The 20,154-nt window shown below is 41.7% G+C and carries 17 protein-coding genes; 11 read left to right on the top strand and 6 right to left on the bottom strand.

Going from position 1 to position 20,154, the window contains the following annotated elements; all coding sequences use genetic code 11:
- Nucleotides 1–4: 4 nt before the first annotated feature.
- Entirely contained in the window at nucleotides 5–1,048 is a 1,044-nt protein-coding gene (locus FR932_RS09615) for a phosphotransferase (RefSeq protein ID WP_019628990.1), read from the bottom strand.
- A gap of 833 nt (nucleotides 1,049–1,881) precedes the next feature.
- Here FR932_RS09615 and FR932_RS09610 point away from each other — a divergent pair.
- From FR932_RS09610 to FR932_RS09600, 3 genes are all read left to right on the top strand, one after another.
- A complete protein-coding gene (locus FR932_RS09610; protein WP_240532446.1) occupies nucleotides 1,882–4,230 on the top strand; it encodes a hypothetical protein in 2,349 nt (782 codons plus the stop codon).
- 78 nt (nucleotides 4,231–4,308) lie between these two features.
- Complete coding sequence (locus tag FR932_RS09605) at nucleotides 4,309–5,322, top strand: lipase family protein (RefSeq protein WP_019443208.1); 1,014 nt, start codon at nucleotides 4,309–4,311, stop codon at nucleotides 5,320–5,322.
- Nucleotides 5,323–5,800: 478 nt separating this feature from the next.
- Complete coding sequence (locus FR932_RS09600; RefSeq protein WP_019443209.1) at nucleotides 5,801–6,457, top strand: type II toxin -antitoxin system TacA 1-like antitoxin; 657 nt, start codon at nucleotides 5,801–5,803, stop codon at nucleotides 6,455–6,457.
- Nucleotides 6,458–6,669: 212 nt separating this feature from the next.
- Here FR932_RS09600 and FR932_RS09595 read toward each other — a convergent pair whose 3' ends face one another.
- Nucleotides 6,670–7,008 carry a hypothetical protein gene (locus FR932_RS09595; protein WP_019443210.1) on the bottom strand — a complete coding sequence of 113 codons (339 nt, stop codon included), beginning with the start codon at nucleotides 7,006–7,008 and terminating at the stop codon, nucleotides 6,670–6,672.
- A 195-nt stretch (nucleotides 7,009–7,203) separates the two neighbouring features.
- On the opposite strand from FR932_RS09595, the gene FR932_RS09590 reads away from it, so the two are divergent.
- Both FR932_RS09590 and FR932_RS09585 read left to right on the top strand, forming a co-directional pair.
- Nucleotides 7,204–8,244: a Gfo/Idh/MocA family protein gene (locus tag FR932_RS09590; protein ID WP_019443211.1), complete on the top strand. Its 1,041-nt coding sequence runs from the start codon at nucleotides 7,204–7,206 to the stop codon at nucleotides 8,242–8,244.
- Entirely contained in the window at nucleotides 8,225–9,712 is a 1,488-nt protein-coding gene (locus tag FR932_RS09585) for an SgrR family transcriptional regulator (RefSeq protein ID WP_019443212.1), read from the top strand. The genes FR932_RS09590 and FR932_RS09585 overlap by 20 nt, the downstream gene beginning before the upstream one ends.
- Before the next feature lie 206 nt (nucleotides 9,713–9,918).
- Here the strand turns inward: FR932_RS09585 and rarD are convergent, their stop codons facing one another.
- The 3 genes from rarD to FR932_RS09570 form a co-directional block, all read right to left on the bottom strand.
- Nucleotides 9,919–10,842: an EamA family transporter RarD gene (gene rarD, locus FR932_RS09580; RefSeq protein ID WP_019443213.1), complete on the bottom strand. Its 924-nt coding sequence runs from the start codon at nucleotides 10,840–10,842 to the stop codon at nucleotides 9,919–9,921.
- A gap of 67 nt (nucleotides 10,843–10,909) precedes the next feature.
- Complete coding sequence (locus tag FR932_RS09575; protein ID WP_019443214.1) at nucleotides 10,910–11,650, bottom strand: pirin family protein; 741 nt, start codon at nucleotides 11,648–11,650, stop codon at nucleotides 10,910–10,912.
- Nucleotides 11,651–11,673: 23 nt separating this feature from the next.
- On the bottom strand, nucleotides 11,674–12,666 hold the full coding sequence (locus FR932_RS09570; protein WP_019443215.1) for a glutathione S-transferase family protein: 993 nt from the start codon (nucleotides 12,664–12,666) through the stop codon (nucleotides 11,674–11,676).
- A gap of 200 nt (nucleotides 12,667–12,866) precedes the next feature.
- Between FR932_RS09570 and FR932_RS09565 the strand changes: the two genes are divergently transcribed.
- Together FR932_RS09565 and FR932_RS09560 are read left to right on the top strand one after the other, a co-directional pair.
- Entirely contained in the window at nucleotides 12,867–13,778 is a 912-nt protein-coding gene (locus tag FR932_RS09565) for a LysR substrate-binding domain-containing protein (protein WP_019443216.1), read from the top strand.
- Between the two features lie 106 nt (nucleotides 13,779–13,884).
- On the top strand, nucleotides 13,885–14,433 hold the full coding sequence (locus FR932_RS09560; protein WP_019443217.1) for a GNAT family N-acetyltransferase: 549 nt from the start codon (nucleotides 13,885–13,887) through the stop codon (nucleotides 14,431–14,433).
- Nucleotides 14,434–14,442: 9 nt separating this feature from the next.
- Here the strand turns inward: FR932_RS09560 and FR932_RS09555 are convergent, their stop codons facing one another.
- Complete coding sequence (locus FR932_RS09555; RefSeq protein ID WP_019443218.1) at nucleotides 14,443–15,330, bottom strand: LysR family transcriptional regulator; 888 nt, start codon at nucleotides 15,328–15,330, stop codon at nucleotides 14,443–14,445.
- 239 nt (nucleotides 15,331–15,569) lie between these two features.
- On the opposite strand from FR932_RS09555, the gene FR932_RS09550 reads away from it, so the two are divergent.
- The 4 genes from FR932_RS09550 to FR932_RS09540 all read left to right on the top strand — a co-directional run bounded on the left by FR932_RS09550 (nucleotide 15,570) and on the right by FR932_RS09540 (nucleotide 20,101).
- Nucleotides 15,570–16,193 (top strand): glutathione S-transferase family protein, encoded by a 624-nt coding sequence (locus FR932_RS09550; RefSeq protein ID WP_019443219.1) that lies wholly within the window; start codon nucleotides 15,570–15,572, stop codon nucleotides 16,191–16,193.
- A gap of 108 nt (nucleotides 16,194–16,301) precedes the next feature.
- Nucleotides 16,302–17,624, top strand: a complete 1,323-nt coding sequence (locus FR932_RS21680; protein ID WP_240532447.1) for a pyridoxamine 5'-phosphate oxidase family protein — start codon at nucleotides 16,302–16,304, stop codon at nucleotides 17,622–17,624.
- A 41-nt stretch (nucleotides 17,625–17,665) separates the two neighbouring features.
- A complete protein-coding gene (locus tag FR932_RS21675) occupies nucleotides 17,666–18,496 on the top strand; it encodes a 2Fe-2S iron-sulfur cluster-binding protein (RefSeq protein ID WP_240532448.1) in 831 nt (276 codons plus the stop codon).
- Nucleotides 18,497–18,823: 327 nt separating this feature from the next.
- On the top strand, nucleotides 18,824–20,101 hold the full coding sequence (locus FR932_RS09540; RefSeq protein ID WP_019443220.1) for an SAM-dependent methyltransferase: 1,278 nt from the start codon (nucleotides 18,824–18,826) through the stop codon (nucleotides 20,099–20,101).
- Nucleotides 20,102–20,154 lie beyond the last annotated feature (53 nt).

The raw sequence follows: 20,154 nt of genomic DNA, 5'->3' as shown, positions 1-20,154 counted from the left end.
GTACTTATTGACCTTGTTCGGCTGAATTTAATTGTGCTAACGCCTGCTGAGTCAGTGCTTCGGTATAGTGATTTATCTTCCAATGTGTTGGACTCCAGCCTTTCATAAAACGTTGAAAATCAGCCCAAGCGACGCAATAAAGTGGTCGCCATGCATCTTCCACTGTTTGCGGATTTATATCTGATTGTAGAACGGTGAGTGCCTGTTGTAATTGTTTGAAGTAGTAATTGAGTAGCTCAGGGACAGCTTCATCGCACTGTTGATGTGGTACGCAACTACTGAGTAATAAGATCACATCTTTCATGCCGCAGCCTTTGCCGACATATTGAAAATCGACAGCCGCCACGTGTTCACCTGTTGCTGTGAAGCAGAAGTTCGCTAACTTAGCATCACCGTGAATGAGGGTTTGAAATTGACATTGCTGTAAGGTGTGGTCTATGAGCTTAGCTGCTTGTTGCAATGGAACATCGGTTAGCTTTACTAATTCGTCTGGACGAGTCGCTAGATGCCAGTAGCTACCGCATTCCCACAGGCCATGGGGTTCAACTGACAGATGTTGGGCATGAAAATAAGCCAACCAAGACAAGCATGCTTCTATTTGTTCATGAGATGCCTGTTTATATAAAGTCTGTTTATATTGAATTGGTTTAGGTTCAAAACTGGTGAATGTCTGTGTAAACCCTAACGTGGCTAGGTCTTCCATGATCAGTAAAATTTCATCATCCTGCTGGTTAACGTACAGGCACTTAGGCACGGAGCATTGCGGTAAACAATCGTTAGCGTAATGCTGATACCAATATAGTTCTACTTGATATGATGTTAACTTTCGCTGATGAGACTGTGATGTATTCCAACCGCGAGGATGCCCCTTAGGTTGGGGTAATTTTATGTGTTTGACTATTACCGACGTATGTAGACTTCCGCTTAATGTGGCACGAAATAGTTCTCCGTATCCACCCCATAACGGTTGGATTAACTCGGTGCTGACAACATGATCTGCAGCTATGGCTTTGGCAACGGCTTGTAAAACGTCTGTAGGTATACTCATCACTGACTCATTAACTTTAATAGATGAATAGTGTACAAAATAGTGCGGTTGATGGGTACCTTTGGTTTTAGAGCTTGGATCGTTATGATGCAAGCTGTAATTTTTATAATGGCTCTCTGTTCTGTTTCAATTCAGTGTAAACGGAAAAACTCTAATCGCGAACGTCCAGCTTTTTGTTCGTAATAATTATAAAACCGACATTCCGCACCCCTAAATAGATATTATTACTGGTGAGTAGATCACAATCAGTATAATTATAATTGTAATTATTGAATATTAAAAAATTTCCATGCCATATTAAATATTGTCTTTCTTCTGAACTATTGATGGGGTGGTACATTGCTTAAATTTAATATTGCATTCTTATGCACATTTAAAAAACCATCATGGGAAACAATCGTATCATTTACGAACGTGTAGGCAACTCCTGGAAAGAGTTGTCAAAAGTGCAGAATGTCGGATGGAACTCTCACTTAAATAATAAATAAGCAAAAGGGACTTACATGAAAAAAGAAACTGCAGTTCAACTGAAGGATGATGCGGGACAGGATACTGCACCAATTAAACATGTCGGCAACGACGTCGTTAGACAAATAAAAAGATCACCTATACCTACCCCCATACCTATTCAATATGCGGATGAAGTCCGCTTTCAAAAACCAGAGCTGCCTACCTATGCAATCTTACCCTCAATTTTTTCTATATTGAGTTTGTTGTTTATGGCAACACTGTCTAGCGTTATGTTTATTCAGCTGTTCAATCCCTCTGTTACGGGCTTGGCTTGGTTGGGTGATTTGTTTACCTTTTTGAAACCACCTCAGGCCGGGGCGAATATGGCCGCATGGACGTGGCTGCCTTTCTTGTTCACTATCATTGGTAGTGTTTTGGGTATGTTGTTTGAATTGGGTTTGTTACTGAGTGGCCATGCCTTTCAGCAAACGCGAACTAAGTTTGGCGTATTCATTTTAAATCTTCGTCTATTAAATTTAGCCCCTGTGGTTACTACCATCTTCTTCTTTATTACTTGTATGGTTGTGACCCATGCAGATATGCGCTTTGCCATGCTCTATCTTGCGGGAGGCGCCTGTTTTGGTTTGGGTTTCGCCTTGTTTTTTGGCGGTGCACAGGCCCTTGTGTCATTAGCGCTGGCGGGTATTCAGGTTGCTCAAATAATCATGGTGCTAACCGGTACAATCCCTGCAGGCGGAGAAATCATTGCGTGGTTGCTAGTGGGGCAGGCTGCATTACAGCTCACGGCATTGTTGATTGGTACTGCTACTCCCTGGAAGAGCACAGCCTTCCATACTATTAGTACTATCTCTGGCATTTTACTGTACAGCGCAATCTTAAAAGTGACGGCTACAGACGTTGGCTTTTCTCAGTCAGTTGCAGTGGTGCTACCAGAGGGCTCTTTGGCTCTATGGGGTTTTGTGGGTGCTTGTATTACAGGTTTGGTATTGACGGCGATTTTATTGCCGAAGACCCTCGGTGGTTTCCTCGTAATGTTGAGCAATACGATTTGGTCGCCGTTGTATTTCTTTTTGGTTAGCGCGGACCGTTTTCCTCATCCATTTAATTTGACGGAAGTTTATGGTGGTAAAAAGCCACCTGCAAAAACCAACTTGAAGCCATACTATCAAGTGCACCCCGAGTTTTTACTGCAGCGTTTGAGTATCCCTGCCGCTGTTAATATCGAGGAATCAGTCACTCTGTTTAAAAAATTGATAAAGACAGCAAGGGCCGCTTTCTCTGTTATGGCGATACTGGATCACTACCTGCCTCAAGCGAATGTTAAAATCCCCTTGACCAATAAAAAGCGTATGGCCATTTGGAGCGACGGTTCTGAATACTGGCCTAGCTTGTTCACGAAGAAAATATTTGGTTTACAGTTACCCGAAGGCGGCAAGATGGACAAAGCGCCTGAGCCTGCGATTGCTGCTTTTAAAGAAGGCCAGTTGTTGGGGTATTTGACCGAGTCTGGTGTGGCATCGCCTTTCTTAAAGCCTGCTCCAGAAATGGGTGAGGGTATGTTGACCATTGATTTCCGCTTCTTAGAAAACTATGAAACCAAGCCTGATTATGAGTCTTATGGCGGTGCGGCTTACTTTAAAGTAAACAGCACAAAGAAGCGTTTGGAATTGATTTCTGTCGTGGCGCCTCACTCCAATGATGTATTGCTAGTCGATCCGCGCAGCCCTAGCTTCCGTCGTGCGGAAAGCTTGGTATTAGCTTCTATGTATTATCAAGTTATAAGCGGTAAGCACTTGGCTGAAATACATATGACTTATAACTTGGTTGAAGTGGCGATGCATGATGCCTTTGAGGCGCAAGGGCAATGGGCGCATCCATTCAGAACATTTATGTATTTGCATTTCTTTGCACATGAGTTGGCGGAAGAAATTACTACCGAACACTTGGTTCAAGAGGGCGCGGTGTTTAGCCAAATTTTTGCGACAACCCATGATAGCTTGGTGCATCACTTAAACGACTGCTACTCCAACTTCGAGTATGGCGCTGATGAAGATTTTGAAACGCGTGCTGCGATGCTTACTATGCAGGGTTCTGCGGGTAAGCCCGGCGAGCTATTGCCGAATGCCTGTATTAAGTGGGAGTTAGATTACGCTAAAATCTGGAATGGCTATACTACGGCATTGATCGACATTATTTATACAAATGATGCTGCGGTACAAGCGGATAAGTACTTACAAGATTTCTATGCTGGTTTGTTACAGGTCATGGTTAAGGGTTTACCTGCTCGTTATGAGGGCTTCCAGACTAAGGCGGGTGTTGCACGCTTTGCTTCGGACACCATTCACCACACGGTTATTCGCCATCAAGTTTATGGCACAACGGGTATACGTGCGGCACTGGACCCTCGCATTAGCAAGGTTCAAGTGCCTATGGATGGCGGCCCTCCTGCTATTAATGAATGGCGCTCTTTGGCATTCGTGGCATTGGCAACCGGCAAGGCTAGATTCACGTTATTACAAGGTGACTTTACTAGTCTGCTCAATGGTGTCGATGCGAAGTATAAGGACGACATGCACAAGGTGTTTGACCAGCTGCAAGAAGATCTTGCTAAGTTAGAGGCTGAGTGGACTGCTACGGAAGAAGATAAGCAGCGCAACTACAATTATTTCCGTTCAGTACCCTCAGTACTGCATACCGGACCTGGTTATTAATTTACGCGGTAATAAGTCCCTCTGTTAAGCATTTGCTTGATGGAGGGATTACCGTGCCTAATCAAAAGGAAATAGATCATGAGTTATTCAAAAAGCCAAACGATGTTGGCCTTTGCTTATATGTCTTACTATGGATTTGATTTAATTGGTCCCGATAAGTGTAATGCTCAAAAAATTGAGAAAGATATTAAGCATGCCTTAACCAGCTGGGCACCTGTTAAAGACGAATGGGAGTTGGTCTGGGGGCCGGGAGTATTTATCTTCGACCTTGCCTTATTTGATGACAACTTAATGTACCTGGTGCGCAATATTAAAGATCCGTCACGTTATGTTATAGGCATACGCGGCACTAACCCTGTGGGGCTGAAAGACTGGTTAATAGAAGATTTTCAAGTGAGTTGCATGGTGCCGTGGCAGTACGGTAAACCTGCAGCTAAGTTGAAACCAAAAATTTCCAAGAGCACTGAAATTGGCATAATCAAGTTACAGGAAATGATTGCTGAACCCGGCGTACCTGGAGAGGGTAAGAGCTTATTAGAATTTTTACAGGGCGACATTGGGGGTAAAAACGCCGTTGATATCTGCGTGACGGGGCACAGTCTAGGTGGTGCTTTAGCGCCGACACTGGCACTGTGGCTGAAGGATATCCAGGGCGACAAATTGCCTGAGAGTGCAAAAATATCGACAGTTGCTTTTGCGGGCCCTTCCGCAGGCAATAAAGACTTCGCCACGTATTCCGATCAGCGCTTTGTAGAAGGCGAGTGTATTCGTGTGGCTAACTCCTTAGATGTGGCCGCTTATGCTTGGAATCAAAAGTCTCTGCGCAAGTTATTCTTGTTATACAGGTCTAATTTCTTGCTGCCTGGGCCGCTTGTGATTGGAATGATCTCGACCATGCTAGCGTTGTCGTGGCGTAAAGGCTATCAACAAATTGAGGCTGACGCTAAGCCTCTAGAAGGTCGATTTAAGCCTTTGTTGTATAATTATTTGGCACAAGGTATATACCAACATGTGGTGGGCTATCCTGAAATCATGGGCATGCTGGATGACAATGACATCCCCGTGTTTGAGTTGTTTGCTGGGCAGTTGTAATACTAGGCTGGTTAACAATGGTAGCTCTACCACCACTAAGTACCACTACTGTCCAGTAGTGGTACTTAGATATTCGTTAAATTTTAATACAGCAAGCAACGACGGTCGTATAGTTTCTATTCGTTCGCCTTTCTCGTTTATAAGGGATTATACGGCATCAGTTCGTATAGCACTCTGTTAGCTTTCCAAAGGAGCAGTAGGTGGTTTGGTACCATGATACTGATGACACGGACTCACAGAAGGTCCTAGAGAGTTGGTCCATCCCATCTACTGGAGTTCACATTCTAGATGCTGAAAGGTTCTAAAAAGTAAGCTGATCGAGGCATTAGTTCTTTTCAGTGGCTGTGCTTCCAATAAGTTAGGTAACTGCGTAACAGAAGTCGATTATCAAATTATTAAATCGGATGGCAGTGCTTATGCTTCAAGCTTATCAGATCTTACTTTTAATCTAATTTTATCTTAGACAAACAGAGGTTAAATGAGTGACGCTTTCCAAATCACAGGAATGAATCCGCATTTCAAGGAAATTAAATCCGTACCAACTCCGTACAACAAGGGTTTTTATGGCAACTGCAAACTTGATATCCGTTTGGATGAAGAAATCAAAGCTAAGGCTGAGAAAACATCAGCTTTACTCGGCTTAAAAAGTTTAACTGAATACGTTGTTCGCTTAATGGACGAAGATTCAACTAAAGTACTTTCTGAGCATGAGAGTATTACCGTTGAAGCGAATATATTCGACCAATTTATGGCTGCTTCTGTGCCGTTACCAAATAAAAAATATCCAATTTGCTCATTTTATAGTATCGCGCCAAGCTCAATTAGCCGCGATACGTTACCACAAGCAATGGCTAAAAAGTTACCACGTTATCCTATTCCTGTTTTTATTTTGGCTCAACTTGCCGTTCATAAAGAGTTTCATGGGAGTGGGTTAGGCAAATTTAGCTTAATTAAAGCGTTAGAGTACCTTTGGGAAATTAACTCTCATATGAGAGCTTGCGCCATCATTGTTGATTGTTTAACTGAAGAAGCTGAGTCATTCTACGCTAAATATGGCTTCGACGTTCTCTGCGAAATAAATGGTCGAGTAAGAATGTTCATACCAATGAAAACAGTCAATCAGTTATTCACTTAGCAGTAAGAGTTAGTATAATAGTTGTATGAATTAAATTTATTATATTTGGTAATCTCAATTTCACTATACTTTATGTAATGTGAATCATATCTTTTAAAGCCTAAGTTCTAAGCCTGTTCCGTCCAAGTATGGGCTCGAACGGCGTCAACTCAAAATTACCACATTACTTGCCTGGGATGCTAATTCGCCGATTTCAACTTACTGAATGATTTTCAGCTAATTCGGGTAATAAAGGTTTGCTCGTCATCGACAAAAGCCACAAAGCCGCCGTGATAGATAAATACCCGACCACGTCCCTCAACTAGGCAGGCAAGCTGTGGGTTCAAATCTTCTTCGTTATCTTGGCTTTGAAAAGTGCCGGTATCGGTGATTACGCCCCTGAGTGTAGGCAAATATCCATAAGTGCGCTTGGCTTGGTCAATCAGGTTCAATTCACTGGTGGTAGAAAAGCACAAGGGGATTGCAGCAGCTTCTTCGATAAATATAGTTTTCAGTTCTTCAAAAGCTGTAATCACCAGCCAGTCGATACCGTTAACATGATGGATATACATAGAATTTCTCGGTTATTTTGGTGCGGGGATTCTATCACTATTAACAGATAATGTAGTAGAAATTTCCTTCCAACTACAATTGTGATGACCAAATAAAGAAAGGAGTTATCATGAACAAGTTCTGTTTTTTGTTCCATATTTAACGAACATATTTCCCTATATACTCTTAATTCCAAGTTAAATAGTGAGAACATAATGGCTAATACAGATAAAGCAGTAAGGTGGGGTATCGCTGGGTTAGGCAATATTGCCAAGCGGTTTGCTACAGCTTTAAACAACAGTAGTAAATATGGCGAATTATATGCAGTAGCCGCCAGAGATTTAGATCGTGCAGAACAATTTAGCGAAGCGTTTAAAAGTAATGTGAGCTATGGTTGCTATGAAGATATGGCAAGGGATCCGAATGTTGATGCCGTATATATTGCGACAATACATCCATATCACTATCCGCTAGTCGAGCTGTTTTTAACCCATAAAAAGCATGTATTTGTTGAAAAACCAGCGTTCACCAACTTACAAGATTGGTTAACAATGAAGGCGCTAGCCACAAGAAATGAGGTCCTGTTACTGGAGGCGATGAAAACTGTTACCTTTCCAGCATACCAAGAATTGAAGCATTACCTGGTCAAAAATAACCTTCAACTGACTTCAATTGAAGCGAGTTTTGGTAATGAACATCAATATGATCCAGAATTATCCATATTCAATCCAAATTTATCGGGTGGAGCAACGCTTGATGTTGGGGTTTACGGACTTTGGTTATACTGTGATTTATGTAAGTCGTTAGGGGCTGATGTCCCTGAACCCGCTGTTGATATGTCAACGTTGGTTACGCAATCATACGTTGATACGGATACTTGCTTTACTTTCACGGGCCAGATTAATGGCAAAATATCAGCGTCAATTGTGAAAAACCTACCACGAGTTGCGATACTGCGTGGTGAGCAATTAGTCATTACGATCCGAGATAAGTGGTGGAACCCCTATATCATTGATGTTGAGTATCAAGGAGAGTTATTCACTATTGAACATCCAGCAACAGGTAATGGTTTTGAATTTGAAATCGATCACTTCTCACTGCTGATACTTGAAAATAAAACTGAGTCTGACACCTTATTGCCAGCAATAACAACTCAAGTTCAATCGATTATGGAATTCGGATTAATCAACGCTGGATATGGTTATCTAACTCAACGAGGAGGCTCTTGTTCTTTGAATGGCAAACTTAAAACGTAAACTTGAAATCTACGAACAGATTTTTCAACATTTTGGTCCCGGCGTATCGGCTTGTCAAATAAGCCAGATAGCTAACTTGCTGCATGTGACTGAACGACATGTTCAAACATTACTAAAGAAATTGGTGAACGCTGGCTGGATTAAATGGCAGGCCAGCTCAGGAAGAAGCAAAAAAGCGATACTCACTTGCCAAGTAGAACCCATTGAGGCTTGTTATGAATTAGCTAAAAGTATAGCTGATGAGGGAAACTTAGATCAGCTGCTTAACATTCTTAGCTTTGGTGGTAGAGACGCAGGAAGGGAGTTTCAATCATATTTAAATGACTGCAGTAATTCAGACCGTCGTGTTGCTTATTTGCCTTTTCATCGAGAGCTAGAAGCCCTGAAACCTCACAAAGTGAGACGACGTACAGAGCGCTTTTTGATCACTCAAATTTGTCAATGCCTGACTGCTGTTGAGCAAGGTAATTTAGTCGGTGATTTAGCCTATCATTGGTTCCCTAACGATAATGCGACCACGTGGCACTTCCAAATTCGCAGAGGTGTACGTTTTCATGACAGCAGCATACTTAACGCACAAGATATTGTTAATTGCCTAAATAGATTAATCCAAAGTGAATATTGGCATTCGACTTATCAGCATATTATTGCAGTGAATTGTTTTTCCGATGATCAGTTGGAGATTAAACTAAATCAGACCGATTGGCATTTACCCAGATTACTTGCTCGGGTTGAATCATCAATTTTTAAAATGACCTCGACGGCCACAAAACTGATGGGTACGGGCGCTTTTTCATTGGCGGTATTCTCTTCTAAAATGCTTAGGTTAAGTCGCAATACTTACTATACACGTGAGCATGCTATTCTCGATTGGGTTGAGCTTTGGGTTTATCCCCAATGGGCAAAAAGTAAAGCTTGTGCGCAAAATCAGATTTGTGTGCAGGTGCCAGACAATACTGTGACGAGCCCAAGTGACAAATGTGCTTCATTTTTAATGATCCAAAATCCAAATGAATCGGTTACGAAGCGCCATATCACTGTTGAAGATACAGCGGAATGTAAGGAGCTATTTAACAGCGTATCTACTGAATATGATCAAGGTATCTCAGTGAGTTATGGGGACTACAGTAAATCTGAACAAGTAACGATCTGCAGTATTATTGAAGAAAATGATCCATTTAGTGCTTGGTTAGTTTTTTTATTACAGTATCCATTTTCAAATCATCAATTGAATACAGGCATACTGAATTTTTTAGGCTCGTCGATTACGTCTATTCGACACGAAAGAGACTTCAATAAAGCCACAGATTCATTAGCGGCTCTGCTATCTTGGTTAGGTGAGGAAAACGTTGTTAAAGAGTTAAAAAATGAACCTTTTTTACTCGAGTTATCTGAAAAAATCAATGGTGCGGAAGTGAATGGCTATGGATGGTGTGAATTAAAGAGACTATGGTTCTTGTTAGATTAAAATAAAATGAACAAGCTAAATCAGCAATGCTAATGATACTCGGCATTGCTGATTTAGCGCAGTACATTGATTATTTTCAATTTAGACGTTATGCCAATATAGAGCTTATACCAATATAGTACTTATAAAAATGTAGTACTTATAAAAATATAGTACTTATAAAAATATAGTACTTATAAAAATATAGTACTTATAAAAATATAGTACTAAGCGCGTCGTTTCGAACTGTCTATCGCGATTAATACTAAGGCAAGCATAATAGCGCCATAGATAGGCCATTGGATTAGCTCAACACGTTCACCCAATAATAGCCCAACACAAAAAACCAAGGTCGGTTCTAAATAGGTCAACAAACCAAATAGACTAAGTGGCAGCATTTGCGACGCATATAAAAACAATAGCATAGGCAGTGTGCCTGTTAGCCCAAGCCCGAGGTAATAAACCCAAGACGAAATTTCGATTTTCTGCCAGTCACTAAAGGGTTGTAAATAGAGCATAGCAAGTAGTGCGAATGGCAGTAAAAAAAGGTTATCTAAGGTGAATACCAGGTCGCTCGCCATTGGGTGACGTCGGCGATTCATAAAGTATAACGGGTAACCTAAAGCAACCACAAATACAATCCAAGAAATACCATCGGCAATGACATAAGCATACACAACGCCACAAGCAGCAATGAAGCAGGCGATAACCTGTGTACGGGTTAATTGCTCACCATAAACAAAATAACCCACGGCGACTAACACCAGCGGCAACGCAAAATAGCCCAATGCCACAGAGAGTATTTCACCCTGTAGCGGAGCCCAAATAAATAGCCAAAACTGCGGTGCAATTAAGCATGCGGAAAGTAAAAATCGAGGCCACAACCGCCATTGTTTTAATTGTTCCCACAACGTTGAGATCCGTCCGACTAGGGTTAACCCCACTAGCATAATGACTGCACTCCACAGAATTCGTTGTCCGGTTAGCCAGTGACCAGCGCCACCGGCAACCGCAGTTTCTGGCCAATCAGGCTGAAACTGTACATACAGAGGCAGTAATGCAAATAAACAAGACGCGATCACTGACGCTATTACGCCCTTCTGTTGTGGTGAAAAGTGAAAGGTTTTACTATTAAGTTTGGATAAAGCCATAGGTTATCAAATTAAATGGGTCATATTGTGGTAATAAGAGCTGTAATGATAACATGGACGCAGGATATTACTGAGAGGGCGCATCAATAATGATAATTTCGGCATCAGATAATACCTTAATCGTGATTTCTTTTTGTTTAGTCACTTCTGCACCATCGCCTTTATGCATCACGACCACTTGCTGATTATCGATAATTTCAAATTCCCCATAAGATGCTAACACATAGGCTTGCTGTGCAATCGCGTGAGTAAATAGCGTGCCTGCTTTGACTTTACCGCCATAGATCCGTGCCGTTTGATTGATAAATAGCGCCTCATCTTGCTCGTCTGGATACCCGGAAACGAGTAGGGGAAGGCTGGCTTTATCTTTATTAGCCGCATGATTAACCATGTCTAAGTTATCTGAAAAAACCTTACTGTCCCATCTTGGTTTGACGTTGTGTTTGTTCGGTTCGATCCAAATTTGATATAGCGTTAATGGCTCTTTGGATAAATTGTATTCCGAGTGGGTGATGCCCTTACCAGCACTCATGACTTGGACTTCACCTGCGACGGTGACGCCTGTATTACCGGCATTGTCTTTATGGGTAACAGCGCCGGAACGCACAAAGGTAATGATCTCCATATTACGATGTGGATGGGCTGGAAAGCCAGTCCCAGCTGCAACCCAATCATCATTCACCACGAGTAACGAGCCAAAACCCATTCTTTTCGGGTTGTAGTAATTGGCAAAACTAAAATGGTGATTGGCTTTCAGCCAGCCATGGTTTGCTTTGCCTATTTGCTGAAAAGGATAATGCTTTATCATGGTGTGTTCCTCTGCTGTTATCTTTAAGCCCTGCTTGCTAAGTTATTTCTATCGTGCGCAGCTGTAAAATTGTGTACTGGGCCAGGGGGTACAATTAAAGTCGGGTTGATCGTGTCATGGCTGGCATAATAATGGATCTTGGTATATTCCAAATCAACTGTGCTGGCGATGCCATTAACCTGAAATAGCTCGCGGACATAGTTACTGATATGGTGAAACTCAGCTAATTTATTGCGGTTACATTTGAAGTGACCGTGATAAACCGCGTCAAAACGGATTAATGTTGTGAACAAGCGCCAATCCGCTTCTGTCAGTTGGCTACCAGCTAAGTAGCGGTGAGTACCAAGGTGTGTTTCCAACCAATCTAAACTACTAAATAGTGCGTCAAATGCTTCATCGTATGCCGTCTGTGTCGTGGCAAACCCAGCGCGATATACACCGTTGTTGATGGTGTGATAAATGCGCTCGTTAATCGCATCAATTTCAGGTCGTAAATCTGCTGGGTAATAGTCATCGTGGTTACCCGTTAAATCATTAAATGCTGTATTGAAAATACGAATGATCTCACTCGATTCATTGTTAACGATGGTTTGCGTTTGTTTGTCCCACAATACTGGCACAGTAACGCGGCCTTCATAATCAGGCGCTGCTTTCAGGTAAAGCTGGTACACATAATCACTTTGATACAGTGAATCGGTATAGCCGCTATTAGTATTACCATCGGCATCATTAGTCGTAGCAAACTCCCAACCATTGCTGCGCATTTCCGGTTTTACTACGCTGACAGTAATGATGTCTTCCAGCTGTTTTAGTTGTCTAAAAATCAATGCGCGATGTGCCCAAGGGCAGGCTAACGATACATACAAATGATAACGGCCTGCTTCGGCTGGATAGCGGCTACCTTCAGCATTAGATATCGTATTTCTGAAACGACTTTCCTGACGTTCAAATTGACCTTTGCTACTTTTGGTTTCGTACCATTGATCATGCCATTTACCGTTGACGATTAATCCCATGAGAATACTCCTGTCAGATGTTGTGCTATTTTTGGAGGCTGCTTTTGCATATGTAGCTATTGTATGTGCTTAAAGGAATTGGAATAACCGCTGAATTTTGTTTAGTATATTCAAAATAATTGAACAATTCATAGCGGCGCTATTCTCACGACCAGTTTCATAACAAGTCTCACGGCCAGCTTAATGATAAGAGAGGCATAATGTATAAATCTCCAATTACCATAGAAGCATTACAAGTGCTCGATACCATCGACCGCCGTGGTAGTTTCGCCGCAGCGGCTGAACAGTTAAAGAAGGTTCCCTCGGCACTGTCTTATATAGTGCAAAAATTAGAAGAACAGATGGCAGTGACTTTGTTTGTAAGGCAGGGTAGACGCTCAGTATTAACGCCAGCGGGTCGGCATTTACTGGAGGAAGGGCGTAAGGTGCTTGGCACAGTGAGCAAACTGACTGAACAAACACAAACCATCTCACATGGCTGGGAACCGAAAATTAATATTACCTTCGATTCTATTTTTGATATGCAGCTATTGCTTGCGCCACTCGCGCAGTTCTTACAGGAACACCCAAACATTGAAATAGATTTAAATGAAGAAGTCATGAATGGTTCGTGGGAAGCCTTAATTGAAGACCGCACTGATTTACTTATCGCAGCGCCAGAACCAGTACCAAACCAACAAGGGATCAGTGTTATTGCCTTAGACAATCCAAAGCAGGTTTTTGTCGTACCGAAAGGGCATGAGCTAGCCAGCTTTCAATCGCCGGTAAATAAATCAGAAATTGATAACTACCGCACTGTGATTGTCCATGATTCAGCCAAAAATGCGATACCTTGGTCAAGTAATATTATTGAGCAAAGCCGACACTTTTATGTCAGTGCTGTTGAACACAAGATCCAAGCCATCGTTGCAGGTATTGGTGTGGGTTATCTGCCGAAGTCTCGTATTCAATCACAATTAGCGTCTGGGGCACTGGTCGAAGTCGAGTTAAACGAAGCTGAAAAAATATCGGGTATTTATCTTGCTTGGAAAACAGTGAACAAGGGTAAAGGACTTAAGCGATTGAAAGAAATTATGCAGCAGCACCTCGACTCAGCAAGCTCTACATTGTAATCTGTATTTAAGCTATTATTAACGACTATGCTAGTACAAGTAATTGTGTAAATACAAATATTTATAGATATAGAAATAGAACGACAAAAAAAGATAAGGGAAAAGGATGTTTCTAATTACAAATAAGGTTGAATTAAGATCGTTAGATATTAATGATAGCGCTGAATTTTATGCGTGGTCATGCGATCGTGAAGTGACGCAATTCAGCTTATCTTCTTATGCATACCCGCAATCAAAAACAGATATTTCCACTTGGTTATCCAGCATTAACGGTAATGCTAAATGTGTGTCATTTGGTGTGTGCTGTACTGAAACAGGAAAATTAATAGGCTATGCAGGTATCGCGTCTATCAGTACGTTAAATCGTTGTGGCGAATACTTTATTCTTATTGGCGATAAGAGCTATTGGGGTAAAGGCATAGGCACTGAAGTCACGAAAGTGATCACCGATTATGGCTTCAATACCTTAGGCTTACAGCGTATCGAATTAACCGCTTATGCTAGTAATCCATCTGCTATCCGAGCTTATGAAAATGCCGGTTATATGCATGAGGGAGTTAAAAGACAGTCTGGTTTCCGTAACGGTGAGTTTGTCGATAAAGTGATGATGGCTGTGCTGGCAGCAGACTGGAACCGTAATTTAACTAATCAATAAAATGCTCATTTAATCCCCAAATTCAGCGATTAAGAAGTCAATGAAACAGCGTGATTTCTTAGGTTGATAGCGACGATGAGGGTAGATGGCAAACATGCCAAATGTCAGCGTACTATAGCCAGGTAAGACTTCCTCTAATGCGCCAGATTCAAGCGCATCTTTGATAATGAAATGCGGGATTAAAGCGATGCCGCCACCAGAAATTGCCATGGCTTTGACGGCGCGAGGACTGTTTACGGCCACGTTAGACTTCACTGCAATAATTTCTGTTTTACCATCGGGTGCCACGATAGGCCACTGTTTGCCAATCCTAAAGTTACTATCAATAATGCAGTTGTGTTGGTTAATATCCAGTGGCTTTCGCGGATGACCATGCGTGGCTAAATACTGGGGGGAAGCACATAAGGTTAGCGGAAAGTCTGCGATCTTCCTGGCGATAAGGCTAGAGTCATCGACACTGCCAATGCGTATCACCACGTCAACAGCTTCTTCTAACATATCTATCATGCGATCTGTTAGTTGAAGATCTACTTTAATATCGGGGAAAAGTGCTAAAAATGCAGGCAAATTCGGTGATAACATGGTATCGCCAAACGTCACCGAGGTACTTATACGCAAGTTACCGCGCGGTGAGGTTTGCTCACCCGTCACATTGTCGACCAGTTCTGAAAACTCCCCTAATAAGGGCAGGGCACTATCGTAATAACGCTGACCTGCTTCTGTTAAGGCTAATCTGCGGGTCGACCGATTGAACAAGCGTACACCTAATTGCGCTTCAACCTCAGCGACGTATTTACTGACCAACGCCTTAGACATTGCTAAGCGCTCGCTTGCTGCTGTAAAAGAACCGGTTTCAACAACCGCGATCACCGTTTTAATGCCGTCTAGAGTATCCATAAATTATCTATCCATGTAATAAGTACAAGCCCTTATTGTTTTAACAATACGGTTCTAATTGCAATAGCCCTCTAATTCTAATACCACTCTGATCTTACAATGCAGCTTGGATTATCAATGCAGTGTAGACAATCATTCAATAGTACACCTGTTTATCAATAATTCAACTTAATCGATACTTACTCCATCAACAACGCAGCAATGCAATTTGGATTAACATACATTTAAGGAAGTTACTTATGTCAGCAATTAAATTATACCGTCACCCATTATCAGGTCATTCATATCGTGTTGAGGTGTTCCTTTCTCTATTAGGTTTAGACAGTGACATCATTGATGTTGACTTGATGAAAGGTGCGCACAAACAGCCTGAATTTTTACAAAAAAATAGCTTTGGTCAAGTGCCTGTTATCGAAGATGGTGATATCACGTTATCCGATTCCAATGCCATTTTGGTTTACCTTGCGAGTAAATATGATTCTTATCGCACTTGGCTACCTGAAGATTTTGCACAGGCGGCACAAGTTCAGTGCTTTCTGTCTGTGGCGGCAGGTAAAGTTGCATTTGGCCCAGCTGCAGCACGTTTAGTGAATGTGTTTGGCGCTGGTCTTGATCATCAAAATGCCAAGAATATTTCACATGCATTACTCGGTGAAATCAATGCTCATCTTGCTGACAATACTTGGTTAGTAGGAAAGCTTCCAACGATTGCTGATGTCGCAAACTATGCTTATATTGCTCATGCCCCAGAAGGCGATGTGTCATTAGCTGACTACCCACATGTACGTCGTTGGTTAACCAGTTTTGAAGCATTAAAAGGGTTTGTGCCTATGCAAAAAACGATTGTCGCTCTTGCGGTTTAATCGACTGATTGCACTTATGTAAATTTGTCATGTGTAAACATGGTGATTTGTGTAAGTGTACACTTAATAAAACCTATTTATTAACACTAATGGCATAGGATGCATACCATGGATATTAAGCCAAGCCCGAATTTGAAGTTAGCCGCCTCTCCATTTCACCGTGGTGAACAAGCCATACAGGCAAAATTAGGGGTAAGGGAGCAGATGGAACGTTTTGGTAGCCGTGTTATTCGCGACCATATGCCACAACAGCATCGTGACTTTTATCAGCAATTACCGTTTATATTTGTGGGACATGGCGATAAGGATGGTTGGCCGTGGGCGTCTATTTTATTTAACAAACCGGGCTTTATTCAATCTCCAGATGAGCAAAGTTTACACCTTAATTCGCAACCTGTAGTTGGTGATCCACTGCTTAAGGCTATGGATAGCAATACCAAACTTGGATTGTTGGGCATTGAGTTGGAAACGCGTCGCCGTAATCGCTTAGCTGCGCATATCACGGGCTCAACAGATACACAGATCCAGCTTTCGATTGATCAATCTTTTGGTAATTGCCCGCAATATATTCAAAATCGGGAATATGAATTCATTGATCCTAACAGTATGCCAAAAAGTAGTGTTGAGTCCCTGACTGAATTGGACTTGAGTGCTCAGCAGTTAATTACCAATACTGATACTTTCTTTGTAGCCAGCTTTGTTAATAATGACATTAACAGTGATAACAGTAACGCTGATAGCAGTGATGCGAGTATCGGTGCTGATGTGTCACACCGTGGCGGCAAACCTGGCTTCATTCGCGTAGACAATAATAAAAGTCTCACGATCCCGGATTATCTCGGTAACAATCATTTCAATACCCTGGGTAATTTTGTTGAAAACCCAAAAGCGGGATTGCTTTTTATCGATTTTGATAAGGGTCATATACTAACACTGACTGGGCGAGTTGAGATCTTGTGGCAGTCGGAAGATAGCCAGTATTTTTCTGGTGCAGAACGTTTATGGACGTTTCATCTTGAGCAAGGCTATCGCTTAAATCACAGTTTGCCTTTACGTTGGAAGCTCAATGAATTCTCGCCTAACACGTTAATGACAGGAACTTGGGCTGAAGCCGCACAGCAGAGGGAACAACAGCATCAAATCGAGTCACATCAAGCGCAATGGCAAGACTATCAAGTGGTCAACATAGTGGATGAAAGTAGCCTGATTAAATCTTTTTATTTACAGCCAGCTGGTGGATTAAAAGCGCAATCCAAATTTAGTTTTACCGCAGGGCAGTTTTTAACGGTTAAGCTGCCAACTACCTTGAGAAACACCGTCAATGGCAAGGATGTTATTCGAACTTACACTATCTCCAGTGCGCCTGCCGATCCCTTGCTACGCATTAGTGTTAAACGAGAAACATCAGCTGACAGTGCACACAGGGATTAGTTTCTCACTATCTGCATGACAATATTAAGCTGGGTCATATAGTGCAGTTAAAAGCCCCGAAAGGTGATTTTGTTTTTAATGCAGCGGAACTCATACCTACGAAAATAAGACCCGCGGTATTACTTGCTGGTGGCGTTGGTATTACACCTATGATTGCGATGGCTAGGCATGCCATGTTTGAAGCGGTTCGCACACGTTCGCTAAGATCAATTACGGTTATTGCCGCGGCGAAAAATGCACAGCAACGGGCGTTCTTTGATGAATTTAACCAATTAAGTGAACAAACCCAAGGTGGCATCCGCACTTTTTGGGCGTTAAGTCAGCCTGAATTAGACCTAAAACTGGACCAAGATTACCATCACCATGGACGTATTAATAAAGACTTGCTGCAAGCGCTATTACCGATTGATGATTACGATTTTTATTTGTGTGGGCCCAGTGAGTTTATGCAAAGTATGTATGATTTACTGCGTGAATTAGGCATCAGTAACGAGCGAATTAAAGCCGAAGAATTTGGTCCTGCTTCATTAACACGCCAACATGATGCGAGTTCTGTGGCGTTTACCGCTATGCCTAATGTGAGAGAGAAGGCGAGCGCCGCTGTGGTTGAATTTAGTCAAACTAAGGTCGAGCAAGCCTGGACTGCAGAAGAGGGTACATTACTGGAGTTTGCTGAAAATCATGGACTCACCCCCGAATTCGGTTGTCGCAGTGGCCAGTGTGGCGCTTGTAAAACTAAACTGCTGGCGGGTAAAGTCAGTTATCAAACCGAAGTGTCAGCTGATTTACGTGATGATGAAGTATTGCTGTGTTGTGCGGTTCCTGCTGCCATTGATAGGGAAGAGGTCGTTCGTATTAAGCTGGAGTTGTAAGGGGACGCTCGATCATTATATTTAGAGATATTTTTATATTCATAAACTGATCACGTTTTCCATAAAAATAGTTTTGCTTTCCTTGTGGCTGATTATAAACGTCAATATACTCAAATAGATACAGTTTACTATTTGAATAGGGGGACTGTGAAATTAGTATTTTATTATGATTTTATTTCAATTATTAACACTATGACTTAGTCTCCCTATATTCGTTTTCATATTCACATATGTGCAGTTTAGAAAGTTGAAGTGTTATTAGATCAAATTCTAGTATCGACCAAACAAGAAATGCCACCATAAAACTTAAATATTAAAGGATTAAGAATGAATAATGAATTTGCTGGGAGCACAGTTTTTAGCACTGCAACTGATTTTTCTGAGTCTGAAATATCTACGGGTGCATTAAATGATTTATTACGGCAACAATTGAATCCAACAAAACCGTTTGAGTTGTCTGTTACTCAGAATAATGAAACTGAACAAAACCATCAAGGATTGGCGTTATGCGTTGTAAACACAGTGAAGGAAATACTGGGTGATGAAAAGCCAGATGTGGTTTCACTAGAGCAGAACTTAACTGCATTATTTGAAAATCTTCAACAAACTTATCAACAAGCAAATATAGACCCGGCATTACGCAAAAGGCAGTTTATTGCTCGCCATGGTTTAGTGATGTCGCCGGACTATTGTATCACTACGCAAAAAGATACCTTAAGAGTCAGTGCTTTTATTCGTGGCGCGCACCAAGCGATTGAAACATTAAAAACTAAGTCTAATGAATGTTTACATCTTGTCTACCCTGCTTGTGGTCCGTTTGCACCGTTATTATTGCCCTTGATAACGTATTATAAAGAAACGGGTTTATATGACGAAAACGATCTTCGTATTACCCTGATTGATATGCAGCAAGGGGCTATCGATAGCTTAAAAGTGATAATCCACGAAATGGGTATAGCGGGATATATCAATGATATATGTTGTCAGGATGCCTGCGAATACCAACCAATATCACCCATTCATATGGTGATATTGGAAGCTATGCAGCATGGATTTAGTCGAGAAGGGCACCTGCCTATCGCCCGACATTTTGCGGCGTTGATGGAGGAAAACGGGATTTTTTTACCTCAAGAAATAAGCTTGCGAGCTGTATTAACCGCTGGGCAACAAGAATTTGTTGAGCAGTGGCAAGATGAAAATGGCCATGTTTGTGCAGCAGATATGCAACAGCAGACCATCAATGCAAGGGTTCAACTCGGTGAGATACTAAATTTAACCTCAACATCATTACTCACATTACCCGAGCGAGTGCTAGATGAGAATATCAGCCTGATAGAGTGTGGTGAAGTATTGTTACCTGAGCTTGAAGATAAAATGGGTAAACCACTGTTGGTTATTTGCACTCAGATCAAAGTCTATGGTGATGAGTATATCGGCGAGTATGATTCTGGTATCACTCATCCGCTACCGGATATGCATGTGTGTGTAAACTTTGTGCCGCATGATGCTAAGCCGGGTGACTTGTTGGTAAAAAGTGGCGATAAATTGAAATTCTTTTATCGTTTGAATGGATTGCCAGGTTTTTTGGCGACGGTACCAGCTTAAGTATTAATAGTAATAACAATTAGCAATAGTATTTTTAGAACGCAAAGGAAGAA

Source organism: Moritella marina ATCC 15381 (assembly GCF_008931805.1).
GTDB classification, from domain to species: domain Bacteria; phylum Pseudomonadota; class Gammaproteobacteria; order Enterobacterales; family Moritellaceae; genus Moritella; species Moritella marina.
Note: the sequence above shows the minus strand (reverse complement) of the source record. Positions and strands in the feature narration are given on the sequence as shown.

Bases quoted from the DNA above. Each gene is read 5' to 3' on its own strand.
- FR932_RS09615 (WP_019628990.1), bottom strand. From the start codon at position 1,048: ATGAGTATACCTACAGACGTTTTACAAGCCGTTGCCAAAGCCATAGCT.
- FR932_RS09610 (WP_240532446.1), top strand. From the start codon at position 1,882: ATGGCCGCATGGACGTGGCTGCCTTTCTTGTTCACTATCATTGGTAGT.
- FR932_RS09605 (WP_019443208.1), top strand. From the start codon at position 4,309: ATGAGTTATTCAAAAAGCCAAACGATGTTGGCCTTTGCTTATATGTCT.
- FR932_RS09600 (WP_019443209.1), top strand. From the start codon at position 5,801: ATGAGTGACGCTTTCCAAATCACAGGAATGAATCCGCATTTCAAGGAA.
- FR932_RS09595 (WP_019443210.1), bottom strand. From the start codon at position 7,008: ATGTATATCCATCATGTTAACGGTATCGACTGGCTGGTGATTACAGCT.
- FR932_RS09590 (WP_019443211.1), top strand. From the start codon at position 7,204: ATGGCTAATACAGATAAAGCAGTAAGGTGGGGTATCGCTGGGTTAGGC.
- FR932_RS09585 (WP_019443212.1), top strand. From the start codon at position 8,225: ATGGCAAACTTAAAACGTAAACTTGAAATCTACGAACAGATTTTTCAA.
- rarD (WP_019443213.1), bottom strand. From the start codon at position 10,842: ATGGCTTTATCCAAACTTAATAGTAAAACCTTTCACTTTTCACCACAA.
- FR932_RS09575 (WP_019443214.1), bottom strand. From the start codon at position 11,650: ATGATAAAGCATTATCCTTTTCAGCAAATAGGCAAAGCAAACCATGGC.
- FR932_RS09570 (WP_019443215.1), bottom strand. From the start codon at position 12,666: ATGGGATTAATCGTCAACGGTAAATGGCATGATCAATGGTACGAAACC.
- FR932_RS09565 (WP_019443216.1), top strand. From the start codon at position 12,867: ATGTATAAATCTCCAATTACCATAGAAGCATTACAAGTGCTCGATACC.
- FR932_RS09560 (WP_019443217.1), top strand. From the start codon at position 13,885: ATGTTTCTAATTACAAATAAGGTTGAATTAAGATCGTTAGATATTAAT.
- FR932_RS09555 (WP_019443218.1), bottom strand. From the start codon at position 15,330: ATGGATACTCTAGACGGCATTAAAACGGTGATCGCGGTTGTTGAAACC.
- FR932_RS09550 (WP_019443219.1), top strand. From the start codon at position 15,570: ATGTCAGCAATTAAATTATACCGTCACCCATTATCAGGTCATTCATAT.
- FR932_RS21680 (WP_240532447.1), top strand. From the start codon at position 16,302: ATGGATATTAAGCCAAGCCCGAATTTGAAGTTAGCCGCCTCTCCATTT.
- FR932_RS09540 (WP_019443220.1), top strand. From the start codon at position 18,824: ATGAATAATGAATTTGCTGGGAGCACAGTTTTTAGCACTGCAACTGAT.